This is a genomic window from Alcaligenes faecalis, from assembly GCF_002443155.1.
GTDB classification, from domain to species: domain Bacteria; phylum Pseudomonadota; class Gammaproteobacteria; order Burkholderiales; family Burkholderiaceae_B; genus Alcaligenes; species Alcaligenes faecalis.
Genome location: NZ_CP023667.1, coordinates 2,640,117 through 2,664,723 on the forward strand (window position 1 = coordinate 2,640,117; position 24,607 = coordinate 2,664,723).

At 54.7% G+C, this 24,607-nt stretch carries 20 protein-coding genes, 3 tRNA genes and 1 pseudogene; 12 read left to right on the forward strand and 12 right to left on the reverse strand.

Annotated elements, in window-relative coordinates; translation table 11 throughout:
• Positions 1–342: 342 nt before the first annotated feature.
• From CPY64_RS12415 to CPY64_RS12430, 4 genes and pseudogenes are all read left to right on the forward strand, one after another.
• Positions 343–1,044, forward strand: a pseudogene (locus CPY64_RS12415) (IS5 family transposase); the annotation flags it as partial.
• A 32-nt stretch (positions 1,045–1,076) separates the two neighbouring features.
• Complete coding sequence (locus CPY64_RS12420) at positions 1,077–1,394, forward strand: cupin domain-containing protein (RefSeq protein ID WP_042489543.1); 318 nt, start codon at positions 1,077–1,079, stop codon at positions 1,392–1,394.
• 135 nt (positions 1,395–1,529) lie between these two features.
• Positions 1,530–2,423: an amino acid ABC transporter substrate-binding protein gene (locus CPY64_RS12425; protein ID WP_123794763.1), complete on the forward strand. Its 894-nt coding sequence runs from the start codon at positions 1,530–1,532 to the stop codon at positions 2,421–2,423.
• On the forward strand, positions 2,423–3,547 hold the full coding sequence (locus CPY64_RS12430; protein WP_042489545.1) for a GGDEF domain-containing protein: 1,125 nt from the start codon (positions 2,423–2,425) through the stop codon (positions 3,545–3,547). The genes CPY64_RS12425 and CPY64_RS12430 overlap by 1 nt, the downstream gene beginning before the upstream one ends.
• A gap of 89 nt (positions 3,548–3,636) precedes the next feature.
• On the opposite strand, the gene CPY64_RS12435 is transcribed toward CPY64_RS12430, so the two are convergent.
• Both CPY64_RS12435 and CPY64_RS12440 read right to left on the reverse strand, forming a co-directional pair.
• Positions 3,637–4,173: a DUF2058 domain-containing protein gene (locus CPY64_RS12435; protein ID WP_042489547.1), complete on the reverse strand. Its 537-nt coding sequence runs from the start codon at positions 4,171–4,173 to the stop codon at positions 3,637–3,639.
• 51 nt (positions 4,174–4,224) lie between these two features.
• Complete coding sequence (locus CPY64_RS12440) at positions 4,225–4,836, reverse strand: DUF937 domain-containing protein (RefSeq protein WP_042489548.1); 612 nt, start codon at positions 4,834–4,836, stop codon at positions 4,225–4,227.
• Between the two features lie 241 nt (positions 4,837–5,077).
• Here CPY64_RS12440 and CPY64_RS12445 point away from each other — a divergent pair, with 241 nt between their 5' ends.
• On the forward strand, positions 5,078–6,046 hold the full coding sequence (locus CPY64_RS12445; protein ID WP_054513305.1) for an IS5 family transposase: 969 nt from the start codon (positions 5,078–5,080) through the stop codon (positions 6,044–6,046).
• A 230-nt stretch (positions 6,047–6,276) separates the two neighbouring features.
• On the forward strand, positions 6,277–6,948 hold the full coding sequence (locus tag CPY64_RS12450; RefSeq protein ID WP_042487314.1) for a GntR family transcriptional regulator: 672 nt from the start codon (positions 6,277–6,279) through the stop codon (positions 6,946–6,948).
• Here the strand turns inward: CPY64_RS12450 and murB are convergent.
• Positions 6,945–7,955, reverse strand: a complete 1,011-nt coding sequence (murB, locus tag CPY64_RS12455) for a UDP-N-acetylmuramate dehydrogenase (protein WP_080723817.1) — start codon at positions 7,953–7,955, stop codon at positions 6,945–6,947. The genes CPY64_RS12450 and murB overlap by 4 nt on opposite strands.
• 314 nt (positions 7,956–8,269) lie before the next feature.
• Between murB and CPY64_RS12460 the strand changes: the two genes are divergently transcribed.
• The 3 genes from CPY64_RS12460 (at position 8,270) to CPY64_RS12470 (ending at position 8,574) form a co-directional block, all read left to right on the forward strand.
• Positions 8,270–8,345 (forward strand) — tRNA-Gly (locus tag CPY64_RS12460).
• 42 nt (positions 8,346–8,387) lie between these two features.
• Positions 8,388–8,461: transfer RNA gene (locus tag CPY64_RS12465), tRNA-Cys, on the forward strand.
• Between the two features lie 37 nt (positions 8,462–8,498).
• A tRNA-Gly gene (locus CPY64_RS12470) sits at positions 8,499–8,574 on the forward strand.
• A 143-nt stretch (positions 8,575–8,717) separates the two neighbouring features.
• Here CPY64_RS12470 and CPY64_RS12475 read toward each other — a convergent pair.
• A complete protein-coding gene (locus CPY64_RS12475) occupies positions 8,718–9,890 on the reverse strand; it encodes a hypothetical protein (RefSeq protein ID WP_123794768.1) in 1,173 nt (390 codons plus the stop codon).
• Positions 9,891–10,170: 280 nt separating this feature from the next.
• On the opposite strand from CPY64_RS12475, the gene CPY64_RS12480 reads away from it, so the two are divergent.
• Entirely contained in the window at positions 10,171–12,081 is a 1,911-nt protein-coding gene (locus CPY64_RS12480; RefSeq protein WP_226791376.1) for an esterase/lipase family protein, read from the forward strand.
• Positions 12,082–12,215: 134 nt separating this feature from the next.
• On the opposite strand, the gene CPY64_RS12485 is transcribed toward CPY64_RS12480, so the two are convergent.
• The 4 genes from CPY64_RS12485 to CPY64_RS12500 are packed head-to-tail and all read right to left on the reverse strand — an operon-like array spanning position 12,216 to position 17,067.
• Entirely contained in the window at positions 12,216–13,595 is a 1,380-nt protein-coding gene (locus tag CPY64_RS12485; protein ID WP_226791377.1) for an efflux transporter outer membrane subunit, read from the reverse strand.
• Positions 13,596–13,621: 26 nt separating this feature from the next.
• Entirely contained in the window at positions 13,622–14,803 is a 1,182-nt protein-coding gene (locus CPY64_RS12490; RefSeq protein ID WP_042487305.1) for an HlyD family secretion protein, read from the reverse strand.
• A 15-nt stretch (positions 14,804–14,818) separates the two neighbouring features.
• Positions 14,819–16,471 carry an MFS transporter gene (locus tag CPY64_RS12495; RefSeq protein WP_042487302.1) on the reverse strand — a complete coding sequence of 551 codons (1,653 nt, stop codon included), beginning with the start codon at positions 16,469–16,471 and terminating at the stop codon, positions 14,819–14,821.
• Complete coding sequence (locus CPY64_RS12500; protein WP_042487299.1) at positions 16,468–17,067, reverse strand: TetR/AcrR family transcriptional regulator; 600 nt, start codon at positions 17,065–17,067, stop codon at positions 16,468–16,470. Before CPY64_RS12500 ends, CPY64_RS12495 begins: the two co-directional genes overlap by 4 nt.
• A 301-nt stretch (positions 17,068–17,368) precedes the next feature.
• Between CPY64_RS12500 and CPY64_RS12505 the strand changes: the two genes are divergently transcribed.
• Both CPY64_RS12505 and CPY64_RS12510 read left to right on the forward strand, forming a co-directional pair.
• The gene (locus CPY64_RS12505) at positions 17,369–18,607 is read left to right on the forward strand and encodes an MFS transporter (RefSeq protein WP_226791508.1); all 1,239 of its coding nucleotides are present in this window, start codon (positions 17,369–17,371) and stop codon (positions 18,605–18,607) included.
• Positions 18,608–18,724: 117 nt separating this feature from the next.
• Positions 18,725–19,249: a DinB family protein gene (locus CPY64_RS12510; RefSeq protein WP_042487293.1), complete on the forward strand. Its 525-nt coding sequence runs from the start codon at positions 18,725–18,727 to the stop codon at positions 19,247–19,249.
• A 131-nt stretch (positions 19,250–19,380) separates the two neighbouring features.
• Here the strand turns inward: CPY64_RS12510 and CPY64_RS12515 are convergent, their stop codons facing one another.
• The 4 genes from CPY64_RS12515 to CPY64_RS12530 all read right to left on the reverse strand — a co-directional run bounded on the left by CPY64_RS12515 (position 19,381) and on the right by CPY64_RS12530 (position 24,450).
• On the reverse strand, positions 19,381–19,641 hold the full coding sequence (locus tag CPY64_RS12515; RefSeq protein ID WP_080723815.1) for a helix-turn-helix transcriptional regulator: 261 nt from the start codon (positions 19,639–19,641) through the stop codon (positions 19,381–19,383).
• 236 nt (positions 19,642–19,877) lie between these two features.
• Entirely contained in the window at positions 19,878–22,076 is a 2,199-nt protein-coding gene (gene fauA / locus CPY64_RS12520; protein WP_042487291.1) for a TonB-dependent alcaligin siderophore receptor FauA, read from the reverse strand.
• A gap of 106 nt (positions 22,077–22,182) precedes the next feature.
• Complete coding sequence (locus CPY64_RS12525) at positions 22,183–23,358, reverse strand: multidrug effflux MFS transporter (RefSeq protein WP_042487288.1); 1,176 nt, start codon at positions 23,356–23,358, stop codon at positions 22,183–22,185.
• 147 nt (positions 23,359–23,505) lie between these two features.
• Complete coding sequence (locus tag CPY64_RS12530) at positions 23,506–24,450, reverse strand: helix-turn-helix transcriptional regulator (protein WP_042487333.1); 945 nt, start codon at positions 24,448–24,450, stop codon at positions 23,506–23,508.
• Positions 24,451–24,607 lie beyond the last annotated feature (157 nt).

Consider the following 24,607-nt stretch of genomic DNA (forward strand, 5'->3'; position numbering starts at 1 on the left):
TCCAGTACAACCCCGTGCCGGTTGCATCAACCGACACGGGGTTTGTACTTCTAAAAAGCTAAGCCAGCTTGCCAATAGCATGCTGAGTCCAATTTGCCTGAGCCGACTTATCCAGGCCCTGATTAATCACAATCGGCGAAAACACCGTTTTTCCAAACGGCAACTACATACTCAGGCCAAACCCGGTATACAAACCCGTATTTTTACTGGCCAGGTGTTTCCATAATTCGCATTTCATTCAAGAGCAGGCCTGGAAACTACAATCTCTTCTAGGGAATCTCTGAACAATTCCCCCGCGCAACGGTAAACTTCGTCTGTCACACCCTCACGAGTCTGTTCATCATGAGCCAACTGAGTTTTTCTGAAGCGGAATTTGCCGGTAAGCGCAAGCAGACACGCCGTGAGAAGTTCTTGAACGAGATGGATCGCACGGTGCCGTGGGATTACCTGGCCGGTGAGATTGCCAAGCACTACCCGCAAGAAGGCAAGGTGGGTCGCCAGCCGTATCCCATTGAGACGATGCTGCGGATTCACTTCATGCAGCAATGGTTCAACCTGAGCGACCCGGCGATGGAAGAGGCGTTGTACGACAGTTTTTCGATGCGCCAGTTCGCCAAGCTGCCCGGTGGTCGTGCGCCGGACGAGACGACGATTCTGAACTTTCGTCACCTGCTTGAGAAGCACAACATTGCCGAAGAAATGTTCGAAGGCGTGAACCTGCTGCTGCAAGACTATGGGCTGATGGTGCGCCGGGGAACGATTGTGGACGCGACGATCATCGATGCGCCCAGCTCGACGAAGAACGCCCAGGGCGCGCGGGACCCCGAGATGCACCAGACCAAGAAAGGCAATAACTATTTCTTCGGCATGAAGGCGCACATTGGGGTCGATCTGCATACGGGCCTGGTGCATTCGATGGTAGGTACCGCGGCCAACGTGGCGGATGTGACGCAGGTCGATGGGCTGCTGCACGGTGAGGAAGAACTGGTCTTGGGTGATGCGGGCTATCAAGGTGTGGGCAAGCGCGAAGAACATCGAAACAAATTGACGCAGGCCCCTACCTTCAGTGCTCGATAATGCTCAAGAATCTCTTTACAGCCATACCTGCTGGCACCAGCAATGAAACGTTCGACGATCTGCTGAACGTTCCCGGCCTGCGCATTGAGCGCATTGTGTCTTACGGGCAGGCAAGCCCACCCGGCTTCTGGTACGAACAGGACAAAGACGAATGGGTCATGGTTTTGCAGGGCAAAGCGTCACTTCAAGTTGAAGGCCGCGACACCCTGGTTCTGCTGGAGCCGGGCGACCACTACTGGATACCCGCCGGCCTCAGGCATCGCGTAGATTCGACGGCACCGGAGGGCCCCACAATCTGGCTGGCCGTCCACCGCTAATGGATTGAATACTTTGTGCTTTGATGAACGCCTGGGCAGGAGAACAAGGATCGTAAAGCTCCTGTGCTCCGCCCCTGTTGATGCACTATGATTGGGTCGGCCCGAACTGATTCCGCAACAAGTAGGCTCCAAAGTATGGACACTTCATTCTCGCCCTATCGCCGCAGCCTGTTGGGCATAATGGCCGGCGCCTGCCTCCCCTCTGTGTACGCTGCCTCTGCTCCTGTTTTCAGCGTGCAGACCGAACCCTCATTGGCACATTGCATCGCCCTACTGCATGGCGCTTTGAAGGCCGCCGGGTTTCGAGCCTCGCTAGCCAATGCACCACACGCCTCTGAAGCACGCAATCTTCACGAAACAACGGCCGGACGTATCCACATCAATCTCCTTCCTGCGTCTCCCGCTCGACTGGACATGGTGCGACGGGGAGACTTGAGAATGATTCCGGTGCCTCTTGAGCGCGGGCTGCTGGGGTGGCGTACATCGTTTGTCCTGGACAGCCAGGAAAAGACTTTGCGCCATATCCGGAATCTCGACGACCTGCGGAAATTGACGATCGGGCAGGGCGCAGGCTGGTGGGATGCAGAGGTCTACCGTGCCGCTGGTATCACTACGCGCGAGGTTCAGGCCTGGCGTAACGGCGAGTTCGCAGAACAGATGAAGACAGGAGTGATTGACCTGTTTCCATTGGGGCTGGAAGAGTCCCTGAGTTATTTCTTGCCGCATTTTCGTCAGCATCGCCAACAACTCAGACTGGAAACGTCGTTATTGCTCCGTTACCCCTGGTATCGCTTCGTCTGGGTATCGCCCCACCCCAGCGCTGATGAGCTGTATGAAGCCCTGCAACACGGCTTCGACCTGATTTGCGACAACGGCGAATTCGAGTCGATCTGGAACCAGATGCGCCAGATGCCCCCCGCCGGCTCATGGGAAAAGCGCACTGTCATTGACCTGGATAACCCTTTTTACGGGCCCGACATCGTGCCGCAGCGTTACCGCCACCTGCTGCTCAAGAAAACAATATCGTGATGCCTTCCCGAAAACTTTACACACGGTTCTTGCAGCAGTTGTTTCCATTTCTGGCGGTAGCCTATATTCTGGCCGCCTTCTTGACAGCAGCGCTTTACTATCAGAATCAGATCACTGAAGCCGGTAACCAACGCAATAAAACTCTGGACACATTCGCTCATGTCCTGATCAAACCCTTATGGGATTGCAACAGTCTGACCGCCGGCGGCATCATCCATGCCATGATTCTGCAACCTGAGGTACTGGGGGTGAGTGCGCTGGATCAGTGTGCACAGCAGCCGATACAAGCCGGCGTCGCGCCTGAACCTGGCGACAAAGACACATTGACGACCACACTGCGATATACCGACGAAACAGGCCGTGTTCACGACTTGGGTGAGTTGCGCATCGCATTTCATCCCATTTCAATTTTTACCGCTGCTTCCCGCAGCCTGGTGCCGCAACTGGCCGTCTTTTTATCGATGCTGGCAGCAGTACTGGCCAGCGTGCTCTGGACCGTCAACCGAACGATAGGGTCCCCGCTATCAACGTTGCGCCAAGCCATGCGTGAACACCGGCCTCTGACCCCCATCCCGGACGACTGGACCGAAGAATTGAGCGAGGTCACCCAAACTTACAACACTCAGTTGCATGATCTGCGCCGTCAGGCGAGGCACGACCCGTTGACCGGACTAGCCAACCGCCTGCTGCTGGAAGAATATCTGAACCGCACCATCCTTCAAGTCGAGCGCAAGGGGTCTCAAGGCCATGTACTTCTGCTTGATCTGGACAAATTCAAACCTATCAATGACTCGTTGGGCCACGCCGCCGGAGATGAGGTGCTGCGTACGGTTGCCCAACGCCTGCTGGCCTGTGTGCGCAGCACCGACATCGTTGCCAGGCTGGGAGGCGACGAATTCGTCATCGTCACCAGCGATATCCCGTCGTCTCCAGAGCCTGACAACATCAACGCGCTGGTGAAACGCATCGAGCAGGCCATGAGTGAAACACTTGACTGGCAAGGAAACACGATAGAGATTGCCTGCAGTATCGGATGGACCCGGTTTGGACCGGAGGGCAGCACCACCACCGCCCTGCTGGCGCAGGCAGATGCTGAAATGTATCGGGTAAAAATGACTAAATGACAGATGTAGAACGACTCTGGCGTGCAGCAGGGCTAACAATCAACGGTCGGTATTCCGGCCGGTTATTGGTTTGAAAGAACCTTCAATTCTCACCACATCAGATCATCGGGAATCTTGTATTCCGCATACGGGTCGTCTTCGGCCGGCCGTGATTCGGTTTTTTTGACCCGAACGACGATATCGGGGTCGCGTTCGGCGATTTTATCGGCCACAACCCGGGGAACCAGTTCGGCGGTATCAGCGGGCTTGACGATAACCAGCTGCCCGGCCGCCAATTGGTCTCTTACCGCTGCCGACACATAAATGCGTTCGATCTTGCTGCCGTAGGTGTAGTTGTAAGCGATATCGCCACCGCCCCTGCCCTGACGGCTTTGCTGGATCATCTGCTGAATCTGCGCCTGGATGGCTTTCTTCTGAGCTTCAGCATCACGCTGTGCATTAAGTTCGCGCACCGTTTCACGTTGCTTTTGCTGGGCTTCCAGCGCAGCCTGACGAGACTCGTCCAATTCCTGCACGCCAGTGCGGCGTTGTATTTTCTTCTGCTGACTTTTGTCCTGGTTGGCTCGTTTGATCTTTTTCTGATCGACCAACTTTGCCTTCAAGAGCTGCTCTTGCAACGAAACCATCTGCATTGTCCTGAAAAAATCGTATCTGTGAATCAGCGCGCCGGGGGCGAGTTAGCGCTTGGCGCCAAACAAAGAACTGCCGAGTTTTACAAGATCATTCAGGCCGAGTTGACCGTCACCGTCCTGATCCAACAGATTACCTATCAAACCACCCACTGCGCCACCCTGCTGCTGTGCCTGCTGGCGCTCCTGGTTCAGTGTACGGCCCAATGCATCGGCGTCAAGGTGGTTTGCCTGTACTCGCTGCGCGAGGAAGCTCATCACAATGGGCGCCAGCAATTTCAGCAGATCGCCGCTGTGGTTGCCGATTCCGGTCGCCTGTCCCAGGCCTGTTTCGACGCGTTCTTGCTGCCCCTGACCAAATATATGGCCCAATATGGCGGCGCCATCACGGTTACCGCTTTGGCCCCCACCCAGCAAGCCGCTCAACAACTGCCCGACACCGCCATTGCCCGCATGATCGCGCTGCAAAGCCTGCATCAGGGAATCGGCACCGCCTTGCTGAGCGTTTCGGCCCAGTGCCGAAAACAGCAATGGCAGTGCTGCGTTGACGGCCGACGAGGTTTGCGCCGTGTCGGTATTGAGCTGCTTCGACAGCTGCTGCATGGGTGCGCCCTCTAGTTGCGCGAGAAGTTCTCTGGAAAGCGAAGTGAGGTCGTTCATGGCCGGCGTCCTTAAGCAATGGCGGTGACAGGGAAAGAGTCCAGGCTGAATCATACGAAATGCCAGGCTTTCACAGTGCAAACAACTGTCAGGCCTGAACGGACCTTCCGCTATTGCGGCCAGATGATCGCCATAGCCCGGCCGCCTTCAAGGTTCCACAATAGGCCTTTAAGGAATCTCTGAACAATTCCCCCGCGCAACGGTAAACTTCGTCTGTCACACCCTCACGAGTCTGTTCATCATGAGCCAACTGAGTTTTTCTGAAGCGGAATTTGCCGGTAAGCGCAAGCAGACACGCCGTGAGAAGTTCTTGAACGAGATGGATCGCACGGTGCCGTGGGATTACCTGGCCGGTGAGATTGCCAAGCACTACCCGCAAGAAGGCAAGGTGGGTCGCCAGCCGTATCCCATTGAGGCGATGCTGCGGATTCACTTCATGCAGCAATGGTTCAACCTGAGCGACCCGGCGATGGAAGAGGCGTTGTACGACAGTTTTTCGATGCGCCAGTTCGCCAAGCTGCCCGGTGGTCGTGCGCCGGACGAGACGACGATTCTGAACTTTCGTCACCTGCTTGAGAAGCACAACATTGCCGAAGAAATGTTCGAAGGCGTGAACCTGCTGCTGCAAGACTATGGGCTGATGGTGCGCCGGGGAACGATTGTGGACGCGACGATCATCGATGCGCCCAGCTCGACGAAGAACGCCCAGGGCGCGCGGGACCCCGAGATGCACCAGACCAAGAAAGGCAATAACTATTTCTTCGGCATGAAGGCGCACATTGGGGTCGATCTGCATACGGGCCTGGTGCATTCGATGGTAGGTACCGCGGCCAACGTGGCGGATGTGACGCAGGTCGATGGGCTGCTGCACGGTGAGGAAGAACTGGTCTTGGGTGATGCGGGCTATCAAGGTGTGGGCAAGCGCGAAGAGCACCAGGGGCGCGATGTGCAGTGGCATATTGCGTTGCGCCCGAGCCTGCGCAAGAGATTGAGCAAGACGGTGCAATCGTTGCAAGACGCCTATGAATACACCAAGGCCAGCCTGCGGGCCAAGGTGGAGCATCCGTTTCGGGTGATCAAACGGCAGTTCGGCTACACGAAGGTGAGGTATAGGGGGCTGGCGAAAAACACCGCGCAGTTGCTGACGCTGTTCACGTTGAGCAATCTGTGGATGGCGCGACGACATTTGATGGCAGAGGTGCGCCCATAGGACATCAAAAGGCCCGGAAAAGGGCTATTCTGAGCGAAAACACAACGGAAAATCGGGATTTTGGACGTTTTTTTCTGATTTTCTGAAATCAGGCGACAACCAGTGGGGAATTTGGGTCGGCTGGCTGATTGATCAGACCGTCCCTAGCATTTCAAAATATATATAATTTGAAATACCAAACATAAGAAAATCAGATAAAAGCCCCTACCAGTACAAACCGGAGACGCTAAATGAGTATTCCCTCCTCCTCTGATGACACTTTGCTAGCCACCCAGGCTTTCCAGGCATTTCGTCATTTATTGGCTACAGGGCAGGTACGTGCGGGGCAGATGGTGTCGATGGCAGAACTGATGAAATTAAGCGACTTCCCACTGGCTCCAGTGCGTGAAGCGGTCAAGCGCGCGGCGGCTGCCGGGCTGGTGTCTATCCTGCCCAAGCGGGGAGTGCTGGTTCTGGAGGCAACCACGGAAGCGCTACGGGAATGCTTTCAGCTGCGCTGTGTCTTTGATCAGGAGGGGGCCAGGATACTGGCTAGCTGTGCGAAGCAGCCCGCATTGGAGAGCTTGCGGGACAAACACGAGAAGATTCTGGAGCAGGCACAAAGCGGCCTCGTCACCACCGCATTGCAGATTCAGGCCATGGAAGTGGACTGGGCCTTGCATCGCTATCTGGCTCAAGCGCTGCAGAACCGCTCGGCCATGACGATTTACGAAGAAAACTGTGATCGCATCAACGTGCTGCAGCACTCACGCCGCCCCTTACCCGAACGCATTGTGCCCGCCATGAAGGAACATTTGCAGATTCTGGATACGCTACAGGCAGGAAACCCCGAAGCAGCCATGCAAGCCGTACGCCACCATCTGGCACAAACCCTGCGATGGTGGGGCGCGGTCGACGCTTAACTCACAACAACGGGCTCTTGTTCCAGCTCCACGCCGAAACGCTCTCGAACAGAGCCCCGAATCGCCTGGGCCAGGCGCTCAATATCATGTGCAGTCCCGCCGCCATGATTCACCAATACCAAAGCCTGACGGTCATGCACCCCCACCGTTCCATCCCGCTTGCCTTTCCAGCCACACTGGTCAATCAACCAGCCTGCCGCTAATTTGCACTGCCCTTGCCCAACTTCATAAGAAACCAGATTGGGCCATTGCTGCTTCAAGACATCACGCTGCTCGGTCTGCACAAGGGGATTTTTGAAGAAACTACCCGCATTACCCAAGACATGAGGGTCAGGCAATTTTTGACGGCGAATCTCGCAGACTGCATCAAAAATGCGTTGCGGGTCTGGCTCGCCCGCCAGATGAGCCTGCTTATTAAGATCGGGATATTCCAGCACCGGCGTCCACTGACGCGGCAATGCAAAACGCACCGCCAGAATCAACCAGCTACCCGCCGGATCGTGCTTGAAGCGGCTGTCTCTATAGGCAAAGCCACACTCGGCCGCAGACAGCTCCACCTCTTTGCCTTCTTTAAAGCTCCAGGCCAGCACGCTGTGCACCCGCTGCTCCAGCTCCAGGCCATAAGCGCCAATATTTTGTACAGGCGCAGCACCTACCGTACCGGGAATCAAAGCCAGGTTTTCCAGGCCGGGCCAGCCCTGATTCAAGCAATGCTGCACAAAGTCATGCCAGCACTCGCCCGCCTGCGCCTCCACAATATAGGCATCGTCCCGCTCTTGCAGTAAACAGATCCCTTTGCTTTCCACCTTGATCACCAGGGCATCCACTTGCTCGGCCAGTACCACATTGCTGCCACCACCCAGCACAAAGATACGCTCCCCCTGCTCCACCAACGCTTGCAAGGCAGGCAGCTGGGTAACATCGTCATACACCAGCAGGTCACGCGCGCGGCTGCCCAAACCCAAGGTATTACACGAGCTCAAATCCACATTACGCTGCCTGTCCACGGCCTTGTCCCACGATCAAAGAAAGCAGTAAGCATAGCTCGGACAGCCTGTTTTCCGGAAAAATTTACAGAATCTATTGACAAGCTTAATTCCTGCAGTCTATAGTTACGTTCTTGCTTAGCGCAGCGTCAGTTTCGCAGCAAAAAGCAGTTTGAAGCAGGCTGGTTTGTTAGGCAGTATTGATAAAAAGCTTAAGCAAAATATCAAAAACACTTGACAAACAAAGATAGCCACTCTAAACTAGCTTTCTTTACTTAATAAGCAATAGCTAATAAGTAAAGCGCTGAAAACAGATTCAATCTGCACAGCAAAATGCGGGAGTAGCTCAGTTGGTAGAGCGCAACCTTGCCAAGGTTGAGGTCGCGAGTTCGAGACTCGTCTCCCGCTCCAGATTCCTAAGGGAAGCCTAGGCTTCCCTTTTTAATCGACCACGGCGCAATGGCAGAGTGGTTATGCAGCGGATTGCAAATCCGTCTAGGTCGGTTCGATTCCGGCTTGCGCCTCCAGTAATTCTGGTCACAAGTCGGTAGTGCAGTAAAAAATGCGGGAGTAGCTCAGTTGGTAGAGCGCAACCTTGCCAAGGTTGAGGTCGCGAGTTCGAGACTCGTCTCCCGCTCCAAATTTAAAAAGCCCAAACTTCGGTTTGGGCTTTTTTTTGTGATCTTAGTTAGAAGAAATAAAAGAATTCCAAAATCTAACTTTATTGCACGTCACAAATGGCTGCTATTAATTGTTCAAATAGAAGTAACAAAACAAAATGAATTAGGTCTCTTCATCAGTACGAACCTCTTCTGATTGAGTGCCCTTCTCTAATGTCAACCTTCTATTTTCAGGTTCTTTCGTAGACCAGCCCATCACATCTTTCTTCTCTATAGCAACACGAAGACCACTTGCATTGCCACAAGGCCAAACATCATCTTCGGGCCGGCAAAGCTGAAGATAATACTGATTACCAAGACGAGAAAGAATCGTTACATTTTCATAAACATAAGCTGTAGTAGTACCACGCTGTATTTCCTGCTCCTTACACCCACCAGGTAAATGGCGTACAAGGCAAGCCGCTTGTATAGCGCTTGCCGCCCCTTCCGCGACGGTAATTGTCGAACCAGTGATATCGCCCAAACGTAGTTTCCGAATAGTTATCCCGTTCATATAGGAGAAACTCTGGGTCAACCAGATTAAAACCCAAATCAATAAAGCACCCGTAGCTAAAATTAAACCAACCGCAACATCCCGCTCTCGAAGCAATATAAGATTAGCAATACTAACAAAAACGCACCAAACTATTAAACTAAACCATTGCACCCACTCCGCTTCCCCAGCCAACCCAGTCTGCCCACCTGCAGTAAAAATCAAAACCGCCAGGAAAAAACTTCCTCCCTGGACAACGAAAAAGAAAAGATAAGAATTTAGCCTCCTGAGTTTCTTCTTTCCAAAAGAATAAAAAATAAGATTAGAACCTAATGAAGCCAAAAAAACCAAACCATACAAAGACATTTGAAGAAAAATATCAATTGAAAACAGACCAATCCAAATCAGCAAACTTATAAGAATTGCTGCCATAACATTAATTGATTTCCCATCATCTCCGATATCAGCTAGAAGCTGCTTTCCCAGCATGGATGGCATCATCAAACTACCAGCAATAACTGATAGTTGGAGCAATCCTAAGAATGCCGCTAGAAACAATAGCCCTAAAACAGCGGTTAATTCGAAATCAGGAATAAAACCGAGCGGAAGCAAGTAACTCAAAATAGTCAGGCCACCGAAAGAAAGAATAACAGCCCCACTAATGACAGGGTTTTCAGAAACCCACTTCCATATTTTCTTTATTTCGCTTATAAATTCATTGTTAGCACGCTTAACATAAGCCCCCTGATTCTCTGAAGACAAATCAATATCTTTAGAATCCTTCATTTCAGTAGAAATCGACATAAAATTAAAGATTAAAATTAAAAAATATAAAACATAAACCTAAAAATAAACAAACACAACAAATCCCATCCAAAAACCAAGAAATCAAATAGCTATAACGATTTACATCGCGACCCTATATTCCATCGGGGCATGGTAAATTTGCGCCAATCCAGTGTGGGTCGACAAGCTCGTTACCCGGCTCAGCTTACACAGACGCCTTACCTCTTTACTCTCAAACATAATGGTTTCGCTTACTCCCGAATCGATAGAACTGCTTTATTCAAAGCTCTCCAACGCCATGCCCACTCGCGATAAGTCTCGTGTCTTGCATGGCCGGCTACCGGGAACATACAAACATGCGGCTTTTGCTCTACTATTATTGGTTCTCACCGGCTGCGCCGGCGTCAAAATCGCCACCGTCAGCACCGAGGATTACATTGCCCAGCGCCGTGGCGATATTCTGACTACCAACAAGCTCAGCGCCTCTGCACGCGATACGCTGACCAGTCTGGCTATCGCGCCCGAGCAATGCGCTAAAGACATTCCCCACTGCTCCTCCAGGCTGACCGAGCTATGGAACCTGGACACCGAGCAGCGCATGGCCACCCTGGCCGAGATCTGGACGCAAGAGGCCTTGCGCTTGCAGGGGCGTCGCAATGCCCGGCCGGACTTCTCGGTCGAACTGTTCGATGCCTATCTGCAAAGCGCCCGCTATGCCTACGCCTACCTGTTCTTCACGGATCGCAGGCCTGGAGACCGGGCCTTCGAGGATCGCCAGACCCAGGTGCGCGACTATTACAACTACGCGGTACAACAGGCAACCATGTTGCTGTTCGCCAAGTACCACGACACCAGCTACGCCTTCCAGAAAACCATAGCGATTGGCCAATGGCGTATTCGTGGCGATCTGTCCCAGGTACGCGATGCCACCGCTCCTCAGCCCCATGAGCTGATTCCGGCCTCTCAATTAACATTCCGCGGGGTGCGCAGCATTTATCGGCGCGACGGTTTTGGAGCCGAGATGGTGGTCGTGAACGAGTCAAAGGATGTCACGCCAAACAGCTTTCAGAGCACCTATAGCGAGCCGCCCTTCCAGGCAGTGACGGGGATTATTACTTTCCCCGGCGAAACCCTGTCCCAGGTTCTGCAAACCCGCGACGCCACCATTATTGGCTACGATCCGTACCAGCAAACCAGCGTCCGACTAAAAGACGTGCAAGTGCCCTTGGCGGCCAATTACACCTCTGCCTACGGTCTATGGCTGGCGCGCTCGGACTTCTCGACCCAGGCTTTGCGCACCGTCCTGGGACGGGACGGTGGTATTGAATCCCCGCATGTGTTCCTGCTGCAACCCTATGACCCGAATCGCCGCGTCATCATCATGCTGCACGGCCTGGCCAGCAGCCCGGAAGCCTGGATTAACGTCGCCAATGAGGTGCTGGGCGATGAGGAATTACGGGTTCGTTATCAGATATGGCAGGTCTACTATCCAACCAATCTGCCCCTGCCCTACAACAATGCCGAGATTCGCAAAGCCCTGACAGAAACCTTCCGGCATTTTGACCCGGACAGGAAGGCTATCGCCTCGAACAATATTGTGGTGATCGGTCATAGCATGGGCGGTGTACTGGGACGTTTGCTGGTGTCCTCGTCCGATAATCTGCTGGAAGACGCGGCCCGCGATCGCTATCAAATGGATGATGTCAGCATTGCCAAAATGAATCAGGAGTTTGGCAATGTGGTGCACTTCTCTCCCCTGCCCGGCGTGACGACAGCCATCTTTATTGCTGCGCCTCACAAGGGCACGCCGTTTGCAGGAAATCGTATTTCACGCCTGGCAGCGGCACTGATTACCTTGCCAGTTACGGTGGTGACGCAGCTCAACAAGCTTAGCCAGGTGGCTGTTGGCAATACGCCCGCCAAAGATGAGATGCTGATCCTGCCCAATGGCGTGGAAAGCCTGCGCGACAGCGATCCATTTATGCAGATCACCTCCAAAATGCCGATCTCCACGCAAGTGCGGTATCACAGCATTATTGCCAATGACACGCCCAAGAAAGACCTCTTGTACTCGGACGACGGGCTGGTGCCGTATCAAAGCTCTCATCTGCCTGGCGCGACGTCAGAGCTGGTGATTCCGTTCTCCCACAGCGTGCAGGAGACGCCCGAGGCGATTCTGGAAATTCGGCGGATTTTGCGGGAACAGTAGCAAAGAGCAGGAAGGAAGGCGGAGTTGTTCCTTGCTGTTGCTACTGATAACGCAGGCCGAGGTTCAGGTCTCTGGCATCATCCCAAGAACACACGTACCCCACCTGACGGAGCCCCTCTACCGTCCCGTTCAAGTTACTCCCGCTTCATCGCCTTTTCATAATCCCAACCACCGCCCAGCGCCTTGTACAGATCCACCATATTCTGCAACTGGCTTTCCCGTACGGCGATGACCTGGTTTTCTGCCTCGTACAGATTACGCTGCGCATCCAGCTGTTCAAGATAAGAGGCATAACCAGCTTCATAGCGATTGCGGGCGTGTTCCAAGGAACGCTTCAAGACATCCCGACGCGCCGTTACGTGGCTTAATTCTTCCGCAAAGCGACCTTGACCCGCCAAGGCATTTTCTACTTCCGAGAAAGCCGTCAACACGACGCCGCGATACGCAAAAGCTGCCTCGTCACGCTGGGCAGTGGCTGAGTCAAACTGCGCCTGCAAACGGCCACGATCAAAAATAGGGGCCAGAATGCTGCCACCCAGACTCCAGATCTTGGTCGGGTCATAACTCAAGGCACTGACGTATAAAGCCCCAGCCCGTGCCGACAAGGAAACCTGTGGCAGAAAAGCAGCCCGGCTGGCTGCCAGGGACGCGTCTCTGGAAGCCAAACCCAGCTCAGCTCGCGCAATATCAGGGCGGCGACGGAGCAATTCGGAAGGCAAACCCGCCCCCGGCGCAGGCAGTACCAACGCCGACAGGGTTGAAGGGGCGTTCTGCTCATAAGCCGCAGGCAACTCCCCGGACAAAAGGCGCAAGGCGTTGTGATGACGGCTAATCGCCAATTCCAGCTGCGGAATATGCTGCTCTACCGCTTCCAGCTCGGACTGGGCCTGAGTCAATTCCAGCTGAGAGATATAGCCCGCCTCAAACTTTTCCTGCGCCAGGCGCAAGGCTTCCGTCCGGGATGTAGAAGTGGCCTTGGCTTGTTGCAACTGCGCGTTCAAACCCAACAAGGCAATATAGGTACGGGCTGTCTCGGAGGCCACACTCAAGGCAATCGCGTCGTAATCCGCCTGCGTGGCAGACAGTTTGAGTTCAGCCGCTTTCGCCTGCGAACTCAAACGCCCCCATAAATCCAGCTCCCAATTCAATTGCACGGCAGGCTGCACAGCACGGCTGATTGCCATACCGCTTGGCCCCAGCGCCCGCTCAGCATGTGCGCCCGTGTCAAAAGACAAGGAGGGCCCCAAGGACGAATCCGCCAGCTGCACGGCTGCCCTGGCCTGTTCGATGCGAGTCGCGGCACTCAAGATATCGTTATTACGTGCCAGGGCGGCTTCTACAGCGGCACTCAAACCGGGATCGTCAAAGGCTTTCCACCAGGCCGAATCAACAACGGTACCTTCAGAGGAAGTGCCTATCCAACCGGATGGCGTGGAGACCTGCGCCTGCTCGGGTGCGGCTCGGTAGGCAGGCATGCAGCCAGACAACAGCACTGCCCCACTTAATAAAGCCATGCCATACGTTCTTGCTGACAGGATCATTATTCATGCTCCTGGTTTTGCGGATCAGACTTGTCTGACGTGTCCACCTTGGCAATCACGGACATGCCGGGACGCAAACGCTCCATATCCGGCTGATCCGCCTCGATAGCAATCCGCACGGGAAGGCGCTGAACAACCTTGGTGAAGTTGCCACTGGCATTATCCGCACGCAGCACGGAAAACTCGGAGCCCGTGGCCGGGGCAATGCGCTCTACGTGGCCCTGAAACTCTGCGCCGTCCAGACCATCCACGGTAAATCGTGCCAGCTGGCCCACATGAATACCCGCCGTCTGCGTTTCCTTGAAATTTGCCACCACCCACCGAGTATCCGGCACCAGAAACAGCAGCTGCGAACCTGCCGTCACATACTGCCCCTGACGCACGGATGCTTCGCTGACCTGACCGGCTGCAGGCGCGGTCACCACGGTATTATCCATATCGATGCGAGCCAAACCCAAGGCGGCTTCAGCGGATTTCACCTTGGCCTGCAAGGTCGCCCGAGCCACCTCGGTGGACTTGATGGTTTCTTCGGCAATCGCAATGTTCGCCTTGGCTTGCAGCATATTGCCGCGCCCCAGCTCGGCGGTCGCCACCGCCTGATCTCGCTCTCGTACCGAAATCGACCCCTTGTTTGCCAATTCCCTGGCCCGATTTCGATCTGCCTCGGAACGTCGGGCTTCAGCCTGAGCGGACACCAGAGCCGCCTTGCGAGCATCCAGACTGGCACGGTTTTGTGCCTGGGCTTGATCCAGGTTCGCCAGTTCCGCCAAAGCCGCATCCAGCTGGGCCTGTGCCTGGTTCAGTTTTTCTTTATAGATGCGGTCGTCGATACGCACCAAGGGCTGGCCTGCCTTGACTCGTTCAAAGTCCTGTACCAGGACTTCGGACACATAACCGCTTACCTGTGGCGCCAGCACCGTCATTTGCCCTCGTACATAAGCGTTGTCAGTGGTGACGCGAGTGGTGTTGAAGGGCCCCAGATTCCATGCCCACAAGATCAACAGCGCACCAGCCAGCAACACAAACGCCATCGCAATCACACTGCGTTTGCTGGGCTTGATGACCTTGGGAGGTGTAGAAGGAGCATTGCTTGGACCCAGCTTGCCATCGTTATCCGAGTCTGTCGGCGCGGCAAGCTCACTATTGCGATCCTGATTTTCAGATGAAGTGTCTTGACTCATAAATACGGACTAGGTTTAAGAATTCGAAGAAGTACCAGCAGCGGCTTGCGCTCGTCTGGACTGAATAGCCGGGCCAGCGGCCAGCAACACGGGCCACAACAGAAAGCCCGTCGCCAGAATGCCAATCAACAGAAAAACATCGTTGTAAGCCCGGACGCTGGCCTCGCGGCGAGCAATCTGCGCCAGCTGGGCCGTGCCCGTCGCCGCCCTCAACATCGGATCGGTCACCGTTGACCCTACAGCCTGTTGCTGCTGTTTCAGGCGATTGGCCACCAAAGGCTCAGCCACATTCACATGGCTGACAATGGCCGCGTAATGATGCTGCTGGCGCTGCTGCTGAAACGTGCTCAACGTGGCAGTGCCCATCAAGCCGCCCAGAGTCTGAGTGACATTGAGCAGCACAATAAAAGTCACGATATGGTCGGGGCCATACTTGAAGGCTTGTTTGAAGCCAATCATCACCAAGGGCCCCATGAACATGCCCGCGCCAACGGACAGCACAAACTGGCTATAGAAAAAATCCTGCGGGCGGTCCAGACTGGTACGCCCAAAATCCATGAAGCTGGAGACGCCAATCAGCAAAATCGCGGCAAACACCTGTACCAGGATCGTCTTGGGCCCAAAGGTCACGGCACTGAGCACAATACCGCACACAATGCCCACGAACACCACCCAGAACAAAGGCTGCATCTGCTCCGAGCCCATGCCCAAAGAGCGCAACATATTGACCATGCCGTAATTCTGCTCGGTTGTGATGAAGCGCAGAATCATGGCGCCAACGGCAAAGTAAATGGTCGAGCCCTGCGCCAGCCAGCGCACCTTCAGCAAAGGATTGACGCGGTGATACTCCAGAAACGAACAGACGGTGAACAGGAACAAGGACGCCATCGCCATCCAGGCCAGGCTTGTGTCGTTGAACCACCAGCGGATGTAGCCTTGCGTCAAAAACGCAATCAGCAAACCGGCAGCCGGTGCGAACAAGGCGAAGGCCAGGAAGTCCAGTTTTTCAAACGCCTTGATCTGATAGCCGGGGGGCAACTTCAGCAGCACCACGGCCGCAAAGGAACACAAGGCCATGCCCGCTTCAAAGCTGTACAGGCCGTGCCAATTCCCCAGCTCTATCAAGGACGGCGACAGCACCCAGGCCAAGGGCGTAGCCATTTGCGTAATACTTACCCCCAGCACCAAAGCCTTGCCTAACAGGCGTCTGGGGAAAGCTTGCAGCATGTACAAGACGCCCAGGGTGCTGGCTGCCGCACCAGAAAACCCACTGGCACCACGCAGAAAAATCAGTGATTCAGCACTATTAATGGACAAGTGCAGCAAGGCCAGAACGGCATACAAACCCAGACCGATCTCGGCAAACAGGCGCATGCCATATTGCTGCCTGAACTTGAACACCAGCAGATTGGCGGTGATATTGACCATGGCATAGGCAGCAGGTAACCAGGCAGCCTCGGAAGGCGTCAATCCCAATTCCCCTTGCAGGGTCGGCAAATTCACCGACACCAAAGCATTGCCCAAACCGCCTGTCAAACCAACCAGAATCGCGACCAGACCATAGGCCACGCGTATATGCGATTCGTGGTGAGGGGCCGATGGCGAGCCCGGCATGAAGGGCTTTTCATGGTCTTCCCAATGTGGATGCGGCTTGATGTACTGACTCATTCAGGCTCCCAATCAGGAGCATTACGGTCGACCTGCAACAACACGCCTTCACACAAGAACTTCAACGAGCGTTTTACAAACAGCAGCCTTTCCTTGTCCGTGCGCCCCCGCAAGCTGGCGGCCAGCATGCCAATCAACAAGGGAATATCGGTGGGCTGCAACGCCGGGTTGCACTGCCCGGCGGCCTGCCCCATTGCCAAGGGTTCGCGCGCCAGATCAACCAACCGTGCGCGCACCCCCACAATGGTGGGGTGATTGGGGTCAATCGCCTTCCAGTAATCCGACATGGGAGCCGACTCCAGCGCGAACCCTGCCAGTACCTGCATCAAGACCTTGAAGTCCTGGGGATTGCCTTTGCGCTTGCTTAAAAAGCGCTCTTCAATCCGGTCGGCTGCCCGTATCAGCAGCGCCTCCATCAAGGCAGCCCGATCGGGGAAATTGCGATACAGCGTTGCCCGCCCCACCCCCGCCTGCGACACGACCTGATCCAAAGGAGCCGTGACACCACACTTGCTAAAGACCGTATTGGCCGCATCCAGCAACAGTTCCCGACGTTCCAAGGCATCAGAACGATTAGGTAAATTCCGGTTTTTCATTCCGAAATTATACGGACAGTTTTGTCCGCTTAAAAAGGCGTTAAGCTAAAAAAGCTGTAAGAAACGATATTCCATATATGAAATAAAGGCGGCAATCAGTGCGATGAAACTCGTTTTGAAGGCATATCTGGAACTAACAAAACTGGGTATCCCCCTCTGAACATACAAAACGTTACCTGCTCAAGTTAGTTAGTCACCCAACAGCCAAGGCGCCGGACGTTACCATGAGGATTCATTTGCCCGCTTCAAAAAGACTTTATGAATGCGAGAAAACACGCATAAACACGCTCAAAGCCATGGCATGTTCAAGTATCAGAGAACAAAAATCATCAGCTACGTCCTGCTATCCTGCGCATTTTTCATCGGCTTTTTCAATCGCTTTTCCCCCGCCACGTTTTCTTCCCACATAGCCGACAGTCTGGAACTAGGTCTGGCAGTTGTGGGGAGCATTGCGGCCCTGCATTTCTGGGTCTACACCCTGATGCAAGTCCCCGCAGGCATGGTGGTTGATCGTTATGGAATCCGGATTCCCGCCGTGGTCGGAACCTTGCTGTCCGGGCTGGGAACCATCATTTTGGGCAGCGCCCAGAACTATGGAATGGCACTTTTGGGGCCCGGTCTTGTAGGACTGGGAATGTCCTTAGTCTTTGTGGCCATCATGAAGAACAATGCCATCTGGTTCCATGGCAGCAAGTTCGGGTTGATCACCGGACTGACAATGTTGATTGGCACCTTGGGGGCTGTGTTCTCTGAGGCTCCCTCTTTACTCATCCTGGGCTATGTCAGTTGGAGGCAGGGCTTTATTGGCGTCGGTGCGGTCACTCTTGTTCTCGCTGTTCTGATTTTTTGCTTATGGCGTGCTCCAGACGCTGGGGCTACCGAGATACCTAAAACCAGCAAAACAGTTCATCAGCCCCCTGCCGGCACTTGGCCCTCTATTGTCTCCAACAAGCAACTAGCCCTGATCATGCTGGCCATCTCTGGCACAAATGGCACGTTTTATGCCTTTTCAGGACTATGGGGCACGCATTTATTTACTCGTGCGATGGGCATCTCCGTCCTGGATGCGTCCATGATCATCACGGTTGCTTTACTGATCTACGGTTTCTCGTCTCTTTTTTTTGGAAAGATTTCCGATCAGCTCCAAACCAGAAAGCTGTTTATCTGGGTATCCGCCTTTCTCAACACACTAGCCTGGCTGTGCTTGATGCTTATCCCCAGCCCCGGCTTGTACACCGCGTATCTGTGCTTTGCTCTGATAGGCCTGTCCAGCGGTGTACAGGTGGTCGTCTGTTTTGCTGCGGTCAAAGAAAGTGTGCCGGCCAATATCACGGGATCCGCAATTGCTTATGTGAACATGGGGGTATTTTTAGTCACAGCCATTATTCAATCCTTGTATGGATGGCTGGTTTCACATCTTCTATCCCTTTCTCTGTCCACTGACGCAGCTTACATAGGCGGCTTGTCTTTGGCTGTCATCATCAGCTTGCTGGGCTTGCTCAGTTCTTTGAGCGTACGTGAAACCTATCCGAGAACGTAAAAAACGGAAGTCGTTCTGCAAACCGTTTACTCTATGTTGTACGACTGCATAAGATGCTGGTGATACGTATCCCCAGCACTTTTCACAAGCTCATCACGCTGCCTGGACGATCTTTCCATGACACCCCAAACCGCCATCCGCATGGCCTCGTACAACAGCCAGATGAACCAACGTCTTTACGATGCAGCTGCGAGTCTTTCTGCACAGGACTTGCATCAGGAACGTGGGGCCTTCTTTGGTTCGCTGTTCAAGACCATGATGCACATTGCGGTTGGGGACACCGTCTGGCTACATCGCTTTGCCCAGCATCCTGATGTCCACGCCTTGCGCAAAGAAATCGGGGTGTTTGCCAAGCCACATGCACTGGAACAGCAGCTATTCGGCACCTTGGCGGAACTGGGTCAGTACCGCCGCAAGCTGGACCAGATCATTATTGATTGGGCAGCCACACTGACAGTGGAACAGCTGGGCCAAACGCTACGCTATAGCAATATGGCGGGCCAAGGCATGGAGAAGGATTTTGCGCTTTTGGTGACGCACTTTTTTAATCACCAGACTCACCATCGTGGTCAGGCCAGCACCTTGTTGTATCAGGCGGGCGTCGATATTGGGGTGACTGATTTATTGGCTTTGGTGTCCTGAACACTGATCACGCATCGTCAAACTGACAAAATCCGCCGGATCAGTATCAGGCAAATAAGCCAGTACGTACTCATCACGCTCCCGATACAGCTGGGCTACGGCTCTGCCACATACCTGCACATCCAGTTTCATCAGATCTCACCGTCCCTTTGCTCTGCCAAAATATCCTCTACCGTTCGAGAGAATCCTTTTTTTACTGGTTTTATGCCATAACCAGCCGCTTCCAACAAACGCAATAGGACAGAAACGCTCATATCTCCTTTGGCCAACGTTTCCATACGGGCAACCGTTGTACGTGAAACACCGGCTCGTTGTGCCAAGGCCTCTTGGCTCAAACCAGCTTCTCGGCGCACGCTGCGCAACAAATCAGCAACATCCGCTAATGTAGTCACTGTATCCCCCAGGCCTCAATTTTTTGGTATCAAGCTAAAAATGTATCCCAAGGGACACAAGATGACAATAACCCACATCTGAGGACTACAGAGACAGACTAAAAAATGTAGCCCCAGGGCCTCAAAATATAGAATCAAGCACTATTTTGAGGCTCTGGGGCTACAAAATAGAGGGTGAAAGCGTATTTTGGTTTACGTCAGCCTGTGCTTATCTCAGGCACTACAGCCTTCCCCTCTTAATACTGCGCCCGCAAGGACAGCATCACGTTCTGGGGCGCCCCATACCAGCCCTGGTTATAAAACCCGATCTGCGAGTAGTACTTCTTGTCGAACAGGTTGTTCACGTTCAGCGTGGCGGACATGCGCTTGTTGAAGTCATAGCGCGCCATCAGGTTGACGATGGCATAGCTGCCCTGCTCTACCTTGACCGCTTTACGGCCCGGTGCGGTCGCATCCTGGTACATGCGGTTTTGCCAATCGATGCCGCCACCCACGGTCAGCCCTTGCCAATCGCCCTGCAAGCGATAGGTGGTGTAGAGCTTGAACAAGGTCCGTGGCTTGCTGGTGTTGATGGGCTTGCCCTGTGCATCCTTGGCTGTGAAGGTCGTCAAGCTGCTGGCCAGATTCCAGCCAGGCATCAACTCCCCGCCCAGTTCCAGCTCGATACCTTCTACCTTCGCTCCCGACACGGGTCGATAGGCGGGGGTATTGGGTGGCGCGCCGATCACGTTATTGCCCGTGGCTTCGGCCAGATTGTCCTGGCGGGTCTGGAACACGGAGACCGCCCCATTCAAGCGCCCATCCAGCCAGGCGGCCTTCAAGCCCAGCTCGTAGCTTTTACCCGTGATGGGAGCCAGAAGATCACCCTGTTCGTTACGGGCGTTCTGCGGTTTGAAGATTTCCGTATAGCTGGCGTAAGCCGTGTAGGTATCGTCAAAGTCGTAGATCAGGCCGGCATAAGGGATGAACTCATTGCGGTTGCGATACTGACGCTTGGCTCCAAAGTAGGTCTGGTCAGTTTCCCAGTTGCTCAAGCGTCCACCTACCATCAAGCGCAGATTATCCATCAAGGCGAAACGCCCCACGGCATAGGCACCGGACTGTCTGTTGTTCATGTCATCCGCCTGGGAGGGCTCGCCTGACCACACGGGTTCGGGCACGCGACCCGGCTGATAAAAACTGCCCGCATCCGGCAAAGGTGCCAGGGCGCGATACTGCGGGAAGGAGACGCGGTCCTGGGACATCATCCAGCCCAAAGAGAACTCATGCTCTTTACCGAACAGCTCGAAGGGGCCGGACAAGGAGGCGTTGAATGCTTTGCGACGTACATCCCCTTTGTAATAGGAATAGGAGTTGGCAGTACCCAAGCCGGTTTCCCGATCCGGGTAGCCGCCCCGGAAAATCTGCTTCATGGACGCATCGGTGTGTGACTGGTTATAAGTCAGACGCAGCTTCAAGTCATTGGCAAACTGATGGCTTAAATCCAGAAAGCCTGTGGTGGTGTCATTCTCGATGCGCGACCAGTCCGTATTGTTGGAAACAGAGCGCTTGAAGTCTGTACGCGAACCATCGCTATAGAACAGCGGAAAACCACTGCCAAAACCATTGTTCGAGCTGGACTGATAGGCCACTCCACCGGTCAACTCCATGCCGGGCATCAGGTCAGCCGTAATCACGCCATACAAGGTGCGCGTCTTCGTGTCCTGCAAACTGGTGTAGCTATTGGCCTTGCCATAAGCCCCCACAATACGTCCGCGAATACGTCCATCTTCGGTAATGGGCGTGGAAACATCAGCATAGCCACGGGCAAAGTCCCAGCTACCTACGTCCACGCCCCCCGATACCGCAAAATCACGCAAGGGACGCTTGCGTACATAGTTGACCGAAGCCGATGGGCTACCCGCCCCCGTCATCAAACCTGTCGCACCGCGTACCACTTCAACCCGATCAAACACCACCAGGTCCAGATTGCTTTCACCAAAGGCCCAGGGCGAGAGCACCGGCTGGGTCCAGCCATCAAACTGATAGTTATCGATACCAAAACCACGCGAAGAAAAGGAATAACGGTTGGTATCGCTGCGCGTCACAGAAATACCCGGTGCGCTTTGCAGGGCATCGGCCGTTGTCTGCATACCGCGATCTTCCATCATCTGGCGGGTCACCACGCTGACCGATTGCGGTGTTTCACGAATGGACAGTGACAAACCCGTGGCCGTGCTCATTGCCTTGGTGGTGTAGGACTGGCTGGTTTCGGTCACTCCCGGATCTCGATTGCCTTTGACCGTAATCGTGGAAAGCTCCACAGGGGATTGATCAGGAGCCTTGTCCTGCGCCCAGACCGGGCTGCCCGTCGCCGCCAGCAACATGGCGGAACGAGTAAGAGGTGTCAGCAAACGCACTCGCAGGCGAGCAGAGCTGGAAGAAACGGCAGACATGAAGGTGGATCTCAGCAAAGGTTTTAGATGCGAATAATTATCATCTTCATGCTTCGTAGCGATGTATTCATAAACGCAAAAACGCTATGCCAAACATCAGTCCTGCCTATGAAACGGCCCGATCTGCACGCTTTTGCAGCCAAAGCCAGGCTGCAAGGCTGGCAAATACGGCCAACAGCATCGCGGCCGCCATACGCACAGGCTGCCCGTAGACCCAAGGCACGCACCAGCCACTGACCAGGGAAAAGGTAGCCATCTGACAAAACCCCAGCAAGGAAGCCGCCAGCCCCGAGCGTGCGGGAACCTGCGCCAAGACCTGCATGGTCATCACGGGAAACAGTATGGCCAGCCCGGCGGCAAACAATGCCGGCAACCCGACCGCCCACGGCAGTGCGGGCTCCGCAACACGGGCCAGGTAGGCCACATAGACCAGACAACTCCCCAGCATCAAGCCATAGGCACAAGTAATCATCTTGCGCGCTTCCCAACGGCGGGCAAGCTGAGCTGAGGCCAAGGCTCCCGCGCTGGCCCCAATCACCAAGGGCACGAACAAGGCGGCAAACGCCGTCTCAGGCAGCTTCAAGGTATGGGTGATGAAATCAGGCGCGGCACCAATCAGAAATGCCTGGGCACCGATCAACAAGCTCAAAGCCAGGCTCATCCCCATAAAAGGGATGTTGCGCAACAAAATCCATAGCTCGACCCGCAACTGCGCCCAGACAAGAGGCTGCCGTCTGGACGTCGGCAGGGTCTCTGGCAGGCGCAGGGCGCACAGGCAAGCAGCCAGCGCGGCCAATACGGCCAGCATCCAGAACACGGAGCGCCAGCCCAGATGGGCGATCAACTGCCCGCCCACAATCGGTGCCAGCGCAGGCGAGACATTGAACACCAGCACGATATAAGAAAATGTGCGCTGCGCCTGCTGCCCCTCATAGCAGTCACGCACCATGGCCTGCCCGATCACCAGACCCGCTCCGGCAGACAAGCCTTGCAGGACACGGCCCGCCAACAAGAAGGAGAAACTGGGTGCCACGGCGGCCATCACTGAACCTGCCACATAAACCAGCAGTGAGGCCAACACCACCGGCTTGCGGCCCCAGGCATCTGACAAGGTACCGTGTAATAACAACATGGCCGCATAGGCAGACATGTACACGCCCAGAGTCTGCTGCACGCTTTGTGGCGGCACACTGAACTCCTGTTCCAGAGCGCTAAATGCAGGTAAATAGGCATCAATGGTGGCCGGTGCCACGCAGGCGAGCAGGCCCAACATCAAAACCATCAAGGGATACGGCGGAAGCAGGAAAGGCGGCACAGTCACATACAAAAAGAAGCGGCCCCCAAGGGGCAGGGTCTTTCAGCATGACCGACGTAATCGTCGTCAGGGAATGCGCAATGCCTGAAGAGCTTTGGGCAATGACGGGACAGCCTAGTTCAACTCGCTGGGTGAGATACCGTAGCGCTCACGGAATGCCGTGGCGAAGTTGGTGGCATGGCGATAGCCTACATAATGGGCCGCCTGCTGTACGCTCCAGCCTTGCGCCAGATACTCTCGGGCCAGTTCCAGCCTGCGCTCACGCAGCCAAGCAAATACCGAGCATTGATAGACCGCCTGAAACTTCACCCGTAAGGTGCTGGGACTCATGCAGGCCAGTTTGGCCAGATCTGCCAAGGTGTGATCCTCGCCGGGCGAATGGTAGAGGCGCTCTCTGACGCGTTCCAGCAATTGTCGGTCGCGTGCGGAGACGGGAGAATCGCTTTCTGTTTCTCGGGCCAGGCCATCCAGCGCATGCGCCAGCACTTGCAAGCTGACTCCCTCCAACAACAGATTGTGCAAGGTGCCCTGCCAGGGACTGTCTATCAACTGATCGATCGCGGTCAACAAATGCGGGGGCACCGCCCAGCGCTGCAATCGTATCCGCGAAGAACCCATGACGTTGGCCAGCATCTCCCCCAACGGCGAGTCAGCCAAGCTGTCAGGCTTATGTACAGTGATGTTTAAGCCACGCAGACGCTGCCCAGCAGGATGAGTTCCTGTCATGGCCACCGCGTCGGCATGTGCAAGGGTGGCCCCAGTTTGGGCCATCATGCCGACCGTATTTTGGCTGGCGAGCTGAGTCTGCGCCCGTCCCTGCAATATGACGATGGCCGAGAACTGCGGCGCGGCCAAAGAGGTCGCCTCGTATTGGTGGTGAGTGATGATATCTGAAAGCACCATCTTCATGCCGGGCCGGACCTCGTATTCCTGCACCCGCCCTTCGGCAATACAAACCTGCTCCATGTCCTGCTTGGGACCGTTGTAATCCGGCAAGCAATAGCGAAAACCCGTCGGACTACCGAGTCGGTCAAAATCCGATACCGTAAATCTGATCATAGGAGTGTGGGAGCAAGCAGCCCGAGCCAGGTCCGCAAATAATTCTTTAATGGCGCGGATGGTGGGAAAAGGTGAAATAGGCCACATGAGAATAGCATACATTCTCAATTATATGGCGGCTTCATATTTCTACCCTTACCGTCATGAAACCTGCGCT

Coding starts and splice junctions, on each gene's coding strand:
- CPY64_RS12420 (WP_042489543.1), top strand. CDS start 1,077: ATGCTCAAGAATCTCTTTACAGCCATACCTGCTGGCACCAGCAATGAA.
- CPY64_RS12425 (WP_123794763.1), top strand. CDS start 1,530: ATGGACACTTCATTCTCGCCCTATCGCCGCAGCCTGTTGGGCATAATG.
- CPY64_RS12430 (WP_042489545.1), top strand. CDS start 2,423: ATGCCTTCCCGAAAACTTTACACACGGTTCTTGCAGCAGTTGTTTCCA.
- CPY64_RS12435 (WP_042489547.1), bottom strand. CDS start 4,173: ATGGTTTCGTTGCAAGAGCAGCTCTTGAAGGCAAAGTTGGTCGATCAG.
- CPY64_RS12440 (WP_042489548.1), bottom strand. CDS start 4,836: ATGAACGACCTCACTTCGCTTTCCAGAGAACTTCTCGCGCAACTAGAG.
- CPY64_RS12445 (WP_054513305.1), top strand. CDS start 5,078: ATGAGCCAACTGAGTTTTTCTGAAGCGGAATTTGCCGGTAAGCGCAAG.
- CPY64_RS12450 (WP_042487314.1), top strand. CDS start 6,277: ATGAGTATTCCCTCCTCCTCTGATGACACTTTGCTAGCCACCCAGGCT.
- CPY64_RS12475 (WP_123794768.1), bottom strand. CDS start 9,890: ATGTCGATTTCTACTGAAATGAAGGATTCTAAAGATATTGATTTGTCT.
- CPY64_RS12480 (WP_226791376.1), top strand. CDS start 10,171: ATGCCCACTCGCGATAAGTCTCGTGTCTTGCATGGCCGGCTACCGGGA.
- CPY64_RS12485 (WP_226791377.1), bottom strand. CDS start 13,595: ATGGCTTTATTAAGTGGGGCAGTGCTGTTGTCTGGCTGCATGCCTGCC.
- CPY64_RS12490 (WP_042487305.1), bottom strand. CDS start 14,803: ATGAGTCAAGACACTTCATCTGAAAATCAGGATCGCAATAGTGAGCTT.
- CPY64_RS12495 (WP_042487302.1), bottom strand. CDS start 16,471: ATGAGTCAGTACATCAAGCCGCATCCACATTGGGAAGACCATGAAAAG.
- CPY64_RS12500 (WP_042487299.1), bottom strand. CDS start 17,067: ATGAAAAACCGGAATTTACCTAATCGTTCTGATGCCTTGGAACGTCGG.
- CPY64_RS12505 (WP_226791508.1), top strand. CDS start 17,369: ATGTTCAAGTATCAGAGAACAAAAATCATCAGCTACGTCCTGCTATCC.
- CPY64_RS12510 (WP_042487293.1), top strand. CDS start 18,725: ATGACACCCCAAACCGCCATCCGCATGGCCTCGTACAACAGCCAGATG.
- fauA (WP_042487291.1), bottom strand. CDS start 22,076: ATGTCTGCCGTTTCTTCCAGCTCTGCTCGCCTGCGAGTGCGTTTGCTG.
- CPY64_RS12525 (WP_042487288.1), bottom strand. CDS start 23,358: ATGGTTTTGATGTTGGGCCTGCTCGCCTGCGTGGCACCGGCCACCATT.
- CPY64_RS12530 (WP_042487333.1), bottom strand. CDS start 24,450: ATGATCAGATTTACGGTATCGGATTTTGACCGACTCGGTAGTCCGACG.